The organism is Faecalibacterium sp. 7 (assembly GCF_049562865.1).
Taxonomy (GTDB): domain Bacteria; phylum Bacillota; class Clostridia; order Oscillospirales; family Ruminococcaceae; genus Faecalibacterium; species Faecalibacterium wellingii.
On sequence record NZ_CP186911.1, the window covers coordinates 1,890,503 to 1,904,223 of the forward strand.

At 54.4% G+C, this 13,721-nt stretch carries 15 protein-coding genes; 10 read left to right on the forward strand and 5 right to left on the reverse strand.

Going from position 1 to position 13,721, the window contains the following annotated elements:
* The first annotated feature begins 1 nt into the window (after nucleotide 1).
* Nucleotides 2–937: a hypothetical protein gene (locus ACKXF7_RS09490; protein ID WP_423741152.1), complete on the forward strand. Its 936-nt coding sequence runs from the start codon at nucleotides 2–4 to the stop codon at nucleotides 935–937.
* 66 nt (nucleotides 938–1,003) lie between these two features.
* Nucleotides 1,004–1,819 carry an alpha/beta fold hydrolase gene (locus tag ACKXF7_RS09495; RefSeq protein WP_423741153.1) on the forward strand — a complete coding sequence of 272 codons (816 nt, stop codon included), beginning with the start codon at nucleotides 1,004–1,006 and terminating at the stop codon, nucleotides 1,817–1,819.
* Nucleotides 1,820–1,965: 146 nt separating this feature from the next.
* Here the strand turns inward: ACKXF7_RS09495 and ACKXF7_RS09500 are convergent, their stop codons facing one another.
* Nucleotides 1,966–2,631, reverse strand: a complete 666-nt coding sequence (locus ACKXF7_RS09500) for a Crp/Fnr family transcriptional regulator (RefSeq protein WP_423741154.1) — start codon at nucleotides 2,629–2,631, stop codon at nucleotides 1,966–1,968.
* A gap of 99 nt (nucleotides 2,632–2,730) precedes the next feature.
* On the opposite strand from ACKXF7_RS09500, the gene ACKXF7_RS09505 reads away from it, so the two are divergent.
* Entirely contained in the window at nucleotides 2,731–3,453 is a 723-nt protein-coding gene (locus tag ACKXF7_RS09505; RefSeq protein WP_423741155.1) for a 4Fe-4S binding protein, read from the forward strand.
* Nucleotides 3,454–3,593: 140 nt separating this feature from the next.
* Here the strand turns inward: ACKXF7_RS09505 and ACKXF7_RS09510 are convergent, their stop codons facing one another.
* Both ACKXF7_RS09510 and ACKXF7_RS09515 read right to left on the reverse strand, forming a co-directional pair.
* On the reverse strand, nucleotides 3,594–4,001 hold the full coding sequence (locus ACKXF7_RS09510; protein WP_423741156.1) for a YbaN family protein: 408 nt from the start codon (nucleotides 3,999–4,001) through the stop codon (nucleotides 3,594–3,596).
* A gap of 272 nt (nucleotides 4,002–4,273) precedes the next feature.
* Nucleotides 4,274–4,624 (reverse strand): SDR family NAD(P)-dependent oxidoreductase, encoded by a 351-nt coding sequence (locus ACKXF7_RS09515; RefSeq protein ID WP_423741157.1) that lies wholly within the window; start codon nucleotides 4,622–4,624, stop codon nucleotides 4,274–4,276.
* A 246-nt stretch (nucleotides 4,625–4,870) separates the two neighbouring features.
* On the opposite strand from ACKXF7_RS09515, the gene ACKXF7_RS09520 reads away from it, so the two are divergent.
* From ACKXF7_RS09520 to ACKXF7_RS09550, 7 genes are all read left to right on the forward strand, one after another.
* Nucleotides 4,871–7,702 carry a hybrid sensor histidine kinase/response regulator gene (locus tag ACKXF7_RS09520; protein WP_423741158.1) on the forward strand — a complete coding sequence of 944 codons (2,832 nt, stop codon included), beginning with the start codon at nucleotides 4,871–4,873 and terminating at the stop codon, nucleotides 7,700–7,702.
* Between the two features lie 88 nt (nucleotides 7,703–7,790).
* A complete protein-coding gene (locus ACKXF7_RS09525; RefSeq protein WP_339395957.1) occupies nucleotides 7,791–8,180 on the forward strand; it encodes a C-GCAxxG-C-C family protein in 390 nt (129 codons plus the stop codon).
* 36 nt (nucleotides 8,181–8,216) lie between these two features.
* Nucleotides 8,217–9,155 (forward strand): GNAT family N-acetyltransferase, encoded by a 939-nt coding sequence (locus ACKXF7_RS09530; RefSeq protein ID WP_423741159.1) that lies wholly within the window; start codon nucleotides 8,217–8,219, stop codon nucleotides 9,153–9,155.
* 72 nt (nucleotides 9,156–9,227) lie between these two features.
* Nucleotides 9,228–9,374, forward strand: coding sequence for a hypothetical protein (locus ACKXF7_RS09535; RefSeq protein ID WP_423741160.1), 147 nt, complete (start codon nucleotides 9,228–9,230; stop codon nucleotides 9,372–9,374).
* A 62-nt stretch (nucleotides 9,375–9,436) separates the two neighbouring features.
* Nucleotides 9,437–9,838, forward strand: coding sequence for an MmcQ/YjbR family DNA-binding protein (locus tag ACKXF7_RS09540; RefSeq protein WP_418266601.1), 402 nt, complete (start codon nucleotides 9,437–9,439; stop codon nucleotides 9,836–9,838).
* A 51-nt stretch (nucleotides 9,839–9,889) separates the two neighbouring features.
* Nucleotides 9,890–10,924: an alcohol dehydrogenase gene (locus tag ACKXF7_RS09545; protein WP_418266602.1), complete on the forward strand. Its 1,035-nt coding sequence runs from the start codon at nucleotides 9,890–9,892 to the stop codon at nucleotides 10,922–10,924.
* A 430-nt stretch (nucleotides 10,925–11,354) separates the two neighbouring features.
* Nucleotides 11,355–11,825 carry an Hsp20/alpha crystallin family protein gene (locus ACKXF7_RS09550; protein ID WP_339395226.1) on the forward strand — a complete coding sequence of 157 codons (471 nt, stop codon included), beginning with the start codon at nucleotides 11,355–11,357 and terminating at the stop codon, nucleotides 11,823–11,825.
* Between the two features lie 171 nt (nucleotides 11,826–11,996).
* Here ACKXF7_RS09550 and fabZ read toward each other — a convergent pair whose 3' ends face one another.
* Together fabZ and fabF are read right to left on the reverse strand one after the other, a co-directional pair.
* Nucleotides 11,997–12,473, reverse strand: a complete 477-nt coding sequence (fabZ, locus tag ACKXF7_RS09555) for a 3-hydroxyacyl-ACP dehydratase FabZ (protein WP_339395225.1) — start codon at nucleotides 12,471–12,473, stop codon at nucleotides 11,997–11,999.
* Between the two features lie 3 nt (nucleotides 12,474–12,476).
* The gene (gene fabF, locus ACKXF7_RS09560; RefSeq protein ID WP_097774745.1) at nucleotides 12,477–13,715 is read right to left on the reverse strand and encodes a beta-ketoacyl-ACP synthase II; all 1,239 of its coding nucleotides are present in this window, start codon (nucleotides 13,713–13,715) and stop codon (nucleotides 12,477–12,479) included.
* Between the last annotated feature and the right edge of the window lie 6 nt (nucleotides 13,716–13,721).

Here is a 13,721-nt window from a genome sequence, read left to right on the forward strand (position 1 = left end):
TATGAGTGATTCTACGTTGAAAGAGCTTTGGCAGCAGGTCGCAGAAAAGAAAAGCTGTGAAGCAAAACAGAAAGAACTGACCGCCCAGCGAAATGCGCTTGCTGATCGTCTGAAAAAGCTGGAAAAATCCAAGCTGGCGGAACAGGCTGATGTTGACCGTCTGGAAGGTCACAGCCTTGCCGCATTTTTCTATCAAGTAATTGGAAAGATGGATGAAAAGCTGGACAAGGAACGGCAGGAAGCCTATGCAGCCCGTGTCAAGTACGATGCGGCTCTCCATGACCTTTCTTCCGTTGATGCCGACTTGGAGCAGGTTCAAAATAGGTTGGCACGGCTGTCCGATTGCGAAAGGCGGTATCAAGCTGCTCTTTCTGAAAAAATCAAAAGCATCAAAGCCTCTGCCCACCCGGCCGCACAGCAGGTTGCGGAAAGCGAAAGCCGTATTGCCGCTTTGAAAGTTCAAAAGCAGGAGCTGCTGGAGGCCATCAACGCAGGAAAGACCGCCCTGCATACGGTCAACGAAGTTCTGGAAACCCTCGACAATGCCGAGGGCTGGAGTACATGGGACGTAATGGGCGGCGGTTTGATGGCCGATTTTGCCAAGTATGAGGAACTGGACAATGCACAGAAGCAGGTTGAACAGCTCCAAGTGGAACTGCGGCGGTTCAAAACCGAACTTTCCGATGTCGAGATCACTGCAGACCTTCAGGTCACGGTGGACAGCTTTTTGAAATTTGCGGATTTCTTCTTTGATGGCCTCTTTGCAGACTGGGCGGTTCTGGATCACATCAATCAGGCACAGAGCAGAGTAGAAAACACCAAGGGTCAAATCAAGCGAGTCCTTGCACTTCTAAAAAAGATGCGCGAAGATGTTGATGTCCAGATCGCTGATGAAAAAGAAAAGCAGGAGCAGCTTGCGGTGGAAACCGAGCTGTAAGGTTAGAGCGTTCGCTTATGTGATATGCTCAATTCAATAACTCGGAAGTTATGGGAGGAAAGCTCAATGGAGGAACGGACATATCAGACCCGCTGCGGAACGATTCACTATTGGGTGAGTGTGTCAAACCTGGATACAATTACTCTTGTTTTTCTGCCGGGATTGACTGCGGACCATCGACTGTTTGATAAGCAGACTCAGTATTTCGAGAGCAGATATAATGTTATCGTCTGGGATGCGCCGGCACATGGCTCCTCATGGCCGTTTCGATTTGATTTTGATCTGTTCGATAAGGCAAAATGGCTGAACGATATCTTAAGCCGTGAAGGAATTACAAAGCCTGTTATTATCGGGCAGTCTATGGGCGGATATGTGGGACAGGCTTATGCGCAGCTTTACCCAAACAAAATGACAGGTTTTGTCTCCATTGACTCTGCACCGCTGCAACGAAGCTATGTGACAGCAGCTGAAATCTGGCTCTTGAAACGGATGGAACCGGTATATGCTCACTATCCGTGGAAATGGCTCCTGAAATCGGGGTCGGAAGGCGTTGCCACGTCTGATTACGGTAGAAACCTCATGCGTGAAATGATGTTGACCTATGACGGCAATCAGAAACGCTATGCACAGATTGCCGGACATGGTTTTCGTATTTTGGCAGCGGCTATGGAGAAGGACCTGCCGTATGAGATCAAGTGTCCGGCGTTGCTGATATGCGGCACACAAGATCACGCTGGTTCGTGTATACGATACAACAAAGCATGGCATCGCAATACGAATATTCCTTTGACGTGGATCGAAGGAGCAGGACACAATTCCAATACAGACAAACCCGAACAGGTGAATCGTTTGATAGAGGAATTTGTTGCTGATATTTTATAACAGGCAATTTCCATTATTCGACCAACAAAATCAAACCATCCCTTCAGCGGACGACCCTGAAACGGTTGTCCGCTCTTTTTATGCCCGCGCATCCCGGCAGGGGAGAACTGCCCGGCGAAACCGCCTGCGGGCGGTGTATGGAACGGTCAACGGGTCAACAGCTCAAAATGATTCCGCTTTGTGACCAGCAATCCTTCCTTTTGCAGCTTGGAAAGCTCCACCGACATGGCGGCACGTTCCACGCAGAGAAAATCTGCCAGCTGCTGACGGTCAAAGGGGATGTCAAAGGAGAGAGAAGACTGCCGGATGGACTCGGCGGACAGGTAGGACAGCAGCTTTTCCCGGGTGGTGCGCTTGCTGACATGGGTGATCTTATCGTTAAAGAGCAATATTTTGTTTGCCAGAACACTGACCAGATTGCGGATGAGCTTCTGGTGATGGTCGCAGGCGGTGGGGCAGGCGGTGAGCAGCCGCTTGACGTTCAGCAGCAGGATCTCGCAATCCTCCTCCGCCACCACGCTGATGTTCAGGATGGCACCGGGGGTGGCGGCGTAAGGTTCGCCGAAAAAGTCTCCGGTGTTGCACTTGGACAGGATGTTGCGGTGTCCCCAAAGGTCCTCCTGAATCACAAGGGTGGAGCCGGACAGCATGAGCCCCATGACCTCTGTGGATTCTCCGGCACGGAAAATATAGGAGCCCCGGGGGCGGGTGATCTTTGCCGCACTGACACAGTGCAGGATGGACAAAATCTCATCATCGGTAAGCCCGGTAAAGAAGGGGCAGCTCCGCAGAACAGGCAGATATTTTTGCATAAAAGCTCTCCTTGTTGGAATTCAAACATACAAGTTGCCTTTAGTATACTATAATAAGGCTGCAAATGCAAAAAACACCCCAAATTGGAGGAAATAGATATGATTCGGAAGATCATCCATATTGACGAAGAAAAATGCAACGGCTGCGGCTTGTGCGCAACCGCCTGCCACGAGGGAGCTATCGACATCATCAACGGCAAGGCAAAGCTGGTGCGGGAGAATTTCTGCGATGGCTTTGGTGACTGCCTGCCGGGCTGTCCCACCGGCGCGATCACCTTTGAGGAGCGGGAAGCCCCCGCTTACGACGAGGCAGCAGTGCAGGAGAACAAAAAGAAGAAGGAGCTGCAGGAGAAGATGAAACACCTCCATGAGGGCGGCTGTCCCGGCTCCCGGATGCGGATGCTGGAACAGTCGGAGGCCACTGCCGAAAGCGCAGTTTCTGCCCCCGTGCAGCCGGTCTCCCGCCTGCGCAACTGGCCGGTGCAGATCAAGCTGGCTCCTGTCCATGCGCCCTACTTTGAGGGAGCAAAGCTCCTGATCGCAGCGGACTGCACGGCATACGCCTATGCCAATTTCCATCAGGAGTTTATGCGCGGCAAGGTGACTCTCATCGGCTGCCCGAAGCTGGACGCTGTGGATTACAGCGAAAAGCTCACCGAGATCCTGCGCAATAACGATATCCAGAGCGTGACCATCCTCCGCATGGAGGTGCCCTGCTGCGGTGGCTTGGAGATGGCAGCGAAAAAGGCGCTTCAGGTCAGTGGAAAGTTCATTCCGTGGCAGGTGGTCACCATCTCCATTGACGGAAAAATTCTGGATTGAATGCACCGGGTAGACCTATACCGCTTTGTTTGTCATCAGCAGCCCGTCCGATCTGGACGAGAAGCTGTTTGAATGGTGTTTGGAGTATAACAGAGAAGTTTGTCGCAAAACGCGAATGCCGCTTTTTTGTGAAGCTTGATTTACTCGGTGTTCTCCGGTTCCTGTTCTGCAGGCTTTATGGTCTTGACCCGCAGAGCGAAGTACAGCAAATGGCAGACCCACACCACGGCAATGCAGACCCTGCCAATGGGCGCATTTTTCATGCAAAGAAAGCCGATGGCCATAACAGCAGTGACCATTGCGATGATCTTGCATTTTGTTCCGGCTGTCATGGCTTTTTTCTGAACGAAGCGGTCCAGATGCTTTTTGTATAAGTTCGTACCTACGAACCAATCGTGCAGCTTTTGAGAGCTTTTCGCAAAGCAGAGCAGGGTCGCCATGTAGAAGGGAACCGTGGGCAGAATGGGGAGCACGATCCCCACAGTGCCCAGAACCATGCAAAGAAAGCCCAATACGATCCAAAATGCCTTTAATAGTCTTTTCATCATCTTCTCCTGTTGATTTCTGGTGCTGCTGTACGACAGTGCAGGGCGAGCGTCTCCGTCATATTTTCAGGACAGAAATCCAAATGTTAGCAACGACTAACTTCTTGTCTTGAGAAAAGCCGCCCGTTGGCGACTTTTCTGGAGAGATCATACGATATTCCGGAAACTTTGTCAAGGTGCACTTTGCGGAGCGCTGCGTCTGTTACCCGTATATTTTTCCTACAATCTTTCCTCGTGCTGCGGCAGGCAGAAGCTTGCACAAAAGGCTCAGGAATTTATACTGTGCACCGGCAGCATAAACGACTGCCGGTTTCTTTTTTTTCCACAATGTCGGCGATGTACCGTCCGATGCGTGTTGGGTCCATGCCGTTTTGCTCGTCATGCTCCATCTGACTGACGCTCCGGGAGATGCACCCGCCGTATTCATCATCACCGAGGATGCTTTTCTGACGTGCTTTTGTAAACCCGGTGCAGATGTCACCCAATTCTACGACGGTGACATGGATGCCGTAGGGCTTGACTTCATTTGCCAGTGCGTAAGAGTAAGAAGAAACGGCGGCTTTGCTTGCAGAGTAGAAGGTCTGGAACGGAATGTGCGCTACGGCAGCAACAGAGCCGATGTTCACAATATGCCCCTTCCCCTGACGGCACATGAAGGGGAAAATAAAGACATAGCAAGCAGAATCACTTGAAACGCTTCTGTTATAATGTTACAATATGTGCTATATAATGGCATATATATTCAAAAAAGCTGCTGACGACCTGACGTGATCAATGCTGCAATGAACTTCTTGAAACCTGTGCAATGGAAATGAAACTGAAATGAGACCGTCTGGGGCGGAGAAAGATTGGATAAAATGAAAAACTCTGGAATGAGCGAAACCATGCAGACCTTGACGCGGAAAAGCGTCTGTGTGGTGCTGAGCCTGCTGTTGCTACTGTCAGCCGTGCTCCCTGTGAAAGCTGCCGCGGAAACCGCCCCTGCAAAGGTCGTCCGTGTCGGCTCGTTTGAGGACACCTTCAACTATGTCAACGAGAAGGGCGCAAGAAAAGGCTACGGCTACGAATTGCTGGAGACCTTATCCGGCTATACAGGCTGGCAGTTCGAGTATGTGACCTGCGACTGGTCAGACTGCTTTGAAAAACTTGAAAACGGCGAGATCGACATTATGGGCGGTATCTCTTATACGGAGGACCGCACCGAGGAGATGCTGTTTTCAGACGAGCCGATGGGAGTGGAAAAATATTACCTCTACGCCGATCTCTCACGCGCAGACATCTCCGCCTCCGACTTCAAAACGCTGAACGGCAAAAAGATCGGCGTTCTGATGGGAACGGAGCCGGAAGTGATGCTGACCGAGTGGGAAGAAAAATACGGCCTGGAAACGGAACACGTCAACATCTCCAACAACGATGATGTGAAGCAAAAGCTGGCAAATCACGAGATCGACTGCTTTGTTTCGCTGGAAGAATCCTTCTGGGCAGAGCGTGGCATCTCGACCATAACCCGTGTGGGAGAATCTGGCATCTACTATGCAATCAACAAAAACCGGCCTGATATCAAGGAAGAACTGGACGATGCAATGCGCGCGTTGGACGAAGCTGTGCCTTTTTATACGGCGGATCTGTATAAACGGTATTTCTCAATGGATTATACGCCCATCCTTACAGGGGAGGAAAAAGCGTGGCTCAGAGAGCACGGTGTGATCAGGATGGGCTTTCTGGCGAGCGACAGCGGCGTCAGCACCTTTGACCCTGCCACCGGGGAGTTTACCGGGGTAATCACGGACTATATTCAGTTTGCAGCAGATTGTCTGGGCAATCAGGAACTGGAATTCCAGCTGGTCGGCTATGACAGCAAGGAAGCAGAACTGGATGCGCTGAAATCGGGCGAGATCGACATGATCTTCCATTTCGACCAGAACCCGAATCTGGCGGAAGAGTATCACTTTGCCTGTACCAACACAACGTGGACCTCCAACCTGATGGCGGTCACGAACAAACAGCACTTTAACGAAAACAATGTAAACCGCATTGCCGTTCCCCAAAACAAACTCTCCCTGAAAAAGTACCTTGCGTTTTATTATCCGCAGTGGGAGATCGTGGACTGCGATACACAGGAGGATGCGGCAAGGCTGATCGAAACCGGACAGGCAGATTGCTTTGTTACCGGGATCAGCAGTGAGGAAAATTACAGTAAGAAATACGGGTTTTACAGCGTTCCGCTGCTGAACCCTGTAAGATCCTGCTTTGCGGTCAATAGCGGAAACCGCAGCCTGTTGTCCATCCTGAACAAAACGATCAAGGCAATGCCTGTTAATATGCTTGCCGGCGCGCTTGCGATGTATAAGAGCTCCGCGCGGAAGGTTACCCTGAGCGATTTTATAAAGGATAACTTCTTTAAGGTTATGTTGATCAGCAGCATTGCTGTTGCAGTTGTTCTGCTCACGATTTTGATGCTGCTCCAGAAGGCGCGTAAAGCCGAAGCTGCTGCAAGGAAAGCCGCAAACGATACGCAGGAACTGAATGCAAAATTGCAGGTCGCCGTGGAAAAAGCAGAGAGTGCGAACCGCGCCAAGTCCACCTTCCTGTTCAATATGTCTCATGATATCCGTACCCCCATGAACGCCATTATCGGTTACGCAGACCTTGCCTCCCGGCATCTGGACGCCCCTGCAAAGCTGGAAAAATACATGGAGAACATTCAGATATGCGGACAGAACCTGCTGGTGCTGCTGAACAATGTGCTGGATCTTGCCCGAATTGAGAACGACAGGACGGAGATCGAATATTCTGTTTCGGATGTCGAAAAAGATTTTCGTAACTGCATTGCGATGTTCCAGAATCAGGCAGACAGCAAGGGGCAGACGCTTACGGTGACAACACATCTGCTGTATCCGTATATCTATGCGGATGTTCCGCATCTGACTGAGATCTGCACGAACCTCGTCAGCAACGCGGTCAAATACACAGGTGCCTGCGGCACGATCCACTGTGATGTCACGCAGAAACCCGGCAAAAAAGAGGGCTGGTGCGATACGGTGATCACGGTTGCCGATAACGGCATCGGGATGTCGCAGGAGTTCCAGAAGCACATTTTTGAACCCTTTGAGCGGGAACGCACTTCCACCGTCAGCAAGGTGGAGGGCAGCGGCATCGGAATGGGCATCGTGAAAAAGCTGGTCGGGCTGATGAGCGGCACCGTGGAAGTGGAGAGCAGGATCGGTGTGGGCTCCACATTTACTGTCACCATTCCCAGCCGCATTGCATCGCAGGAGGAAACACAGGCGAAACGGGATACCACTTCTTCGGACAAAAAGAGCCTGCTCGGTGTGAAGATCCTGCTGACCGAGGACAACGACCTCAATGCAGAGATCGCCGCCGAACTGCTGCAGGAAGAGGGCTGCACGGTAGACCGCGCCAAAGACGGTGTGGAATGTGTGGATATGCTGGAAAAAGCTGCGAACGGAACCTATCAGCTGATCCTTATGGACATCCAGATGCCTGTGATGAACGGCTACGATGCAGCAAAAAAGATCCGGAGAATGGAAGACCCCCAAAAAGCGGATATTCCCATCATCGCCATGACTGCAAATGCCTTTTCCGAAGATCGGCAGGCGGCACTGGATGCCGGGATGAACGACCATGTTGCAAAGCCGATCAATATGAATGTCCTTGTGCCGACCATCCGGAAATACCTTTGATGCGGACAGAAAGCTGTGTATCAGGACGATACCGTATTGTGGAGCGTAAAAGCGAGTTGTGGATACTTTGAAGAAAGAGGATCGTAAAATGAACATTGAAGAACGGGCAGCGCAGGCTGCCGCATGGAAAGCCGCCGGACAGTGCAACTGCGCACAGGCGGTGCTGAAGGCATTTGAGGACAGGCTGCCGGTGGATGCCGACACCCTGATGAAGCTGGGCGCGGGCTATGCCGCCGGCATGGGCTGCATGGAAAGCACCTGCGGCGCACTGATCGGCGCTGTGATGGTGGCGGGCGTTGCTACAGACGGCAAGGGCACGCCCCGCATTTCCAAGGAACTGCTGCAAAACTTTCAGGATAAGTGCGGTGCCACCCTCTGCAAGGATCTGAAGGGTATGGAGACCGGCGCACCGCTGTGCCCCTGCCCGGAGTGCGTCCGCAACGCCGTGCTGGCATTGGGCGAGGTGCTGGGAGAGTAAGACGAAGAAAGTCTTGTTTGAAGGAGATATTTTGCGATGGAATACAAACGCTTTGGCAGTAAGATCCTTGTCCGCATCGACAAGGACGAGGAGATTCTTGAAAAAGTAAAGGAGCTTGCTCTGAAGGAAAAGATCCGCCTTGCCGCCGTTCAGGCGCTGGGGGCCACCAACAGCTTTACGGTGGGCGTATACAATGTAGCTGAAAAGAAATACTACGCCAACACCTTCAGCGGCAGCTTTGAGATCGTTTCGCTGACCGGAACCATCAACACCATGAACGGTGAATTTTACACCCATCTGCACATGAGCGCCGGAAACGACAAGGGTGAGGTGTTCGGCGGGCATCTGAACCGGGCGGTGGTCAGCGCCACCTGCGAAATGGTGGTCGATGTTCTGGACGGAACGGTAGACCGTGCGTATGATCCGGTCACCGGGCTGAACCTGTTCAAATTCCCGTCTGTCAAAGAAAATGACTGCGCTGAAAGTGTTTTGAAGGAAAGTAAAATGAAGATCCGTAAGGCAGAGGAAAAAGATATTCCCCGACTTCTTGCGCTGCTGGGGCAGGTATTGCAGATCCATGCAGAGATCCGCCCGGATATTTTTATCTCCGGCACCACCAAATACACTGTCGGCCAGCTGGCAGAGCTTTTGAAGCAGGAGGATAAACCCATCTATGTTGCGGTGGACGAGGACGATGTGTGTAGGGGCTATGCTTTCTGCCAGCTCAAAGAACAGCCTTTTTCCACCAACATGGTGCCCTTCAAGTCCTTGTTTATTGATGACCTTTGCGTTGACCGGCAGGCACGGGGGCAGCACATCGGAGAAAGTCTGTTTGAATACGTGAAGCAGCAGGCAAAAGAGCTGGGCTGCTATGAGGTGACCCTGAACGTCTGGGCGGGAAACACCCCGGCAGAGCACTTCTACGAAAAGATGGGCATGAAAACAAAGGAACGGCAGATGGAATATATCCTGTGAATGCGGACGCAGGAAGATGACCCGCTGGTAGAATTGTCGGAAAGAAATTGATGATAGAGATGAGGACAGAAAATGCCTATCAGACTGATCTGCAGCGACATTGACGGTACGCTGCTGCAATACGGCAGGAAAGAGCTGGAAGGATCTGCGCACCGAACCACACGGAAAACGGTTGCCCTGAGCGTTCCGGGCGCCTGTTTCAAGGGCAGCGTGCTTTGACTACAGCATCAGCCCCAAGGTCTGGTCGCCGGAAAAAACGCCCTGGGAGGAGGAAAATATCAATGGATCGCAAAAAACTGGAACAGCTGATTTTTGACACCTGCAGTGTGGAGCCGGACTATCCCTGGATGGACACCCCGGAATCGGCGGTGTTCCGCCACCCGGGCAATCGCAAATGGTTCGCGCTGGTCACCACGGTGTCCCGCAGCAAGCTGGGGCTGCCCGGGCAGCAGCCGGTGGACATCGTAAACCTGAAATGTGCCCCCCTCCTCATTGGTTCCCTGCGGATGGAGCCGGGCTTTTACCCGGCCTACCATATGAACAAGGACAACTGGATCACGGCAGCGTTGGACGGCAGTGCACCGGATGACACGATCCGGATGTTGCTGGAAATGAGCTATGCGGCAACCGCGCCGAAGCTGCGGAAAAAGCCCCGGCCTTCTGCGGCTTGCCCCCTGCCATGACTGCGTGGGATGCGCAGTCCGGAAAAAATAAAGTACACGGAGGAAAAAAGCATGCTGACCTACACCTATGTTTCAAAGGGCAAGTTTGTCCTGATGGAAAAACCAAAGCCGGTGCTGCAGCACGAGCGAGATGCCATTGTGAAGGTGACACTTGCCAGCATCTGCTCCAGCGACCTGCACATCAAGCACGGCAGCGTGCCCCGGGCCGTGCCCGGCATCACGGTAGGCCATGAGATGGTGGGCATCGTGGAAGAAGTGGGCAGTGCAGTGACCAACGTGAAGCCCGGCGACCGGGTGACGGTGAACGTGGAGACCTTCTGCGGAGAGTGCTTTTTCTGCAAAAAAGGCTTCGTGAACAACTGCACCGATCAAAACGGCGGCTGGGCGCTGGGCTGCCGCATCGACGGCGGGCAGGCAGAGTATGTCCGGGTGCCTTTTGCGGATCAGGGACTGAACAAGATCCCGGACGGCGTTACCGACCGGCAGGCGCTGCTGGTGGGCGATGTCCTTGCCACCGGCTATTGGGCAGCGCGCATCTCTGAGATCACCCCCGAGGATACTGTGCTGATCCTCGGCGCAGGGCCGACCGGCATCTGCACCCTGCTGTGCGTTATGCTGCACAGCCCCAAGCGCATCATCGTGTGTGAAAAGGACGCAAGCCGCCTGCAGTTCATCCGTCGGCACTACCCGCAGGTGCTCACCGTGCAGCCGGAGGACTGCACCGCCTTTGTGCGGGCCAACAGCGACCACGGCGGGGCAGATGTGGTGCTGGAAGTGGCAGGGGCGGACTCCACCTTCCGGCTGGCGTGGGAGTGCGCAAGACCCAACGCCATTGTGACCGTGGTGGCGCTGTACGATAAGGCGCAGACCCTGCCGCTGCCGGAGATGTATGGCAAAAATCTCACCTTCAAGACAGGCGGCGTGGACGGCTGCGACTGTGAAGAAACGCTGCGTCTCATTGCAGAAGGCAGGATCGATACCGAACCGCTCATCACCCATACCTATCCTCTGCGCCGGATCGAAGAGGGCTACGACCTCTTTGAACACAAGCGGGACGGTGTGATCAAGGTGGCAGTGGAATGCTGACAGCTGCCGTCAAGGCAAGGCACCAGCGCTCTGCACGATGCCTGCAGACGGGATCGTGAGGCGATGGCTCCCAAAAACGTGGCAGCACGCGGAACCATTGCCGTGGTCCATAGCATGTGAACCGATAAAGCGCCCCCGGAGAGCTTTTGAACTGTACTCTCCGGGGGCGTTGTTTTATTGCAGGTCATATTTTGCATGAGGCTATTGTGGTGACAGGAAGAAACAAACACAAGATATTGTTGCAAAAGTGTTATCTTTCCATGAATTTTAGCACTCTACTCTTGACAGTGCTAAAACTGTGTGCTATAACAAAGGCGTGCTCAGGAGAAAGGGGCATGAGGGAACCGCAAGGCTCCCGGGAAGACTCCGCTCCTGATGCACGATCTTGATTTTATACCCGACCCGAACGCCGGGATTGGAGGGTTGTTTTATGTTTATGCCTGCTGTTTTTCATGAGAACCTGTTCGATGATCTCTTTGATCCGTTCTGGAACGATGCTGCACTGGAGCGTGCAATGAGCCGTGAGGCTCATGACACCTTTGGCAAGCGTGGCGCGAACATGATGAAGACCGATGTGAAGCAGACCGCTGATGGCAATTATGATGTTGCAGTGGATCTGCCCGGCTGCAAGAAGGAAGACGTTCAGATGGAGCTGAACGACGGCTACCTGACCATTCAGGCTGTCCGCAGCCACAGCAACGACGAGAAGGACGAGAAAGGCCGCTATCTGCGCCGTGAGACCTTCTCCGGCACCTGCGCCCGCAGCTTCTACGTGGGCGATGCAGTGAAGAAGGAAGACATCCACGCAAAGTTCGAGGATGGCATCCTGCACATCCAGCTGCCCGCTCCTCAGCAGCAGAAGGCTCTGCCGGAAAACCCCAACCTGATCGCAATTGAGTAAAACATTACACGTGTGTGCCAAGGCACAACGCGTATTTGCTGATCTTCACAGCGCTTTCAGAATATAACAAAACCTCCCCGTGCGGCTTCATCCTGCACGGGGAGGTTTTTTGTTGATCGTCTGTTTTTACCGGCCGGTCTGCTGAGACATGCGGACAGGGAACGTCCGGGTTCAGCGGTTGTCGGCTGCTTCGGTCAGAACAAAGGTCAGCTCGGCGGTGGCGGCGCACTTGCCGTCCACCCACGCCGAAGCCTTGCCCACGCCCACCGGGCCGTGCTGCTCTACCAGTTCACAGTGCAGGGTGAGCACATCGCCGGGGGTGACCTGTTTGCGGAAGCGGGCATTCTTGATGCCGCCGAAGAGGGCCAGTTTGCCCTTGTTCTCCGGCAGGCTCAGCGCTGCCACCGCGCCGGTCTGGGCCAGTGCTTCCAGAATGAGCACTCCCGGCATCACCGGCTGACCGGGAAAATGTCCGCAGAAAAATTCCTCATTGCGGCTCACGCACTTGCGGCCGATGGCCCACTGGCCCGGCTCGTAGTCCAAAATGCGGTCCACAAGGGCAAAGGGATAGCGGTGCGGCAGAAGCGCCGCGATCTCCTCGCTGTTCAGGGCGTTTGCGTCTGCACGCACGGTGCGGGGTTCTGCCATGGGTCAGCCCTCCCATCTGCGCAGGGCGATGCAGGCGTTGTGCCCGCCAAAGCCCAGACTGTTGCTCAGTGCGTAGGTCATGGCCTGCGCACGGCCAGTGTTCGGCACATAGTCCAGATCACATTCGGGATCGGGCTGCTCATAGTGGATGGTGGGCGGCGCAAACTGGTCATGCAGGGCCAGCGCTGTAAATACGGCTTCAATGCCGCCTGCACCGCCCAGCAGATGGCCGGTCATGCTCTTGGTGCTCACCACGGTCAGCTGCTTTGCGTGTTCGCCGAACACTGCATGGATGGCGGCGGTCTCGCAGGCATCGTTCATGTGGGTGCCGGTGCCGTGGGCGTTGATGTGATCCACCTGCTCCGGTGCGATGCCCGCATCCGCCAGCGTCAGCGCCATGCAGTCGATGGCACCTGCGCCGCCGGGGGCGGGAGCGGTGAAGTGGTAGGCGTCGCAGTTGGCACCGTAGCCCACCACCTCAGCGTAGATGTGCGCACCACGGGCACGGGCATGTTCCAGCTCTTCCAGCACCAGCACGCCGCTGCCTTCGCCCATCACGAAGCCGCCGCGCCGTGCGTCAAAGGGCAGGCTGGCTGCATCCGGATCGGTCGCGGTGGAAAGCGCTTTCATGCTGGTAAAGCCGCCGATGCCCAGAGGGCTGATGCAGCTCTCTGCACCGCCGCAGACCATGGCAGTCTCGTAGCCGTCACGGATGCGGTGGAAGGCATCGCCTACGGCATTGGTGCCGCCGGCGCAGGCCGTCACCGGGCAGGTGCACATGCCCTTCAGGCCAAAGCGGATGGCCACCTGTGCCGCCGCCATGTTGGCAATGGACATGGGCACGAAATAGGGGCTTACCTTTTCCATGCCCTTTTCTTCACCGCGGGTGTGCTGCTCCTCAATGGTGGGCAGACCGCCGATGCCGCTGGAAAGGATGACGCCGATCTGTTTGGCTTCCGCTTCGGTGTCCAAACCGCTGTCTGCAACCGCTTCAGCGGCGGCAGCAAGGGCCAGAACGGTAAAGCGGGCCATCTTGCGGGCTTCCTTTTTGTCCACGATGGTTTCCGGGTCAAAGCCCTTCACCTCGCCTGCCAGCTTGCATTTGAAATCGGTGGTATCGAACTGGGTAATGGGGCCGATGCCGCATTTGCCCGCTTTGGCAGCAGCCCAGCTGTCGGCGGTGTTGTTGCCCAGCGGGTTCACGGTGCCAAGGCCGGTGATCACGACTCTGCGTTTTTCCATGAGAGT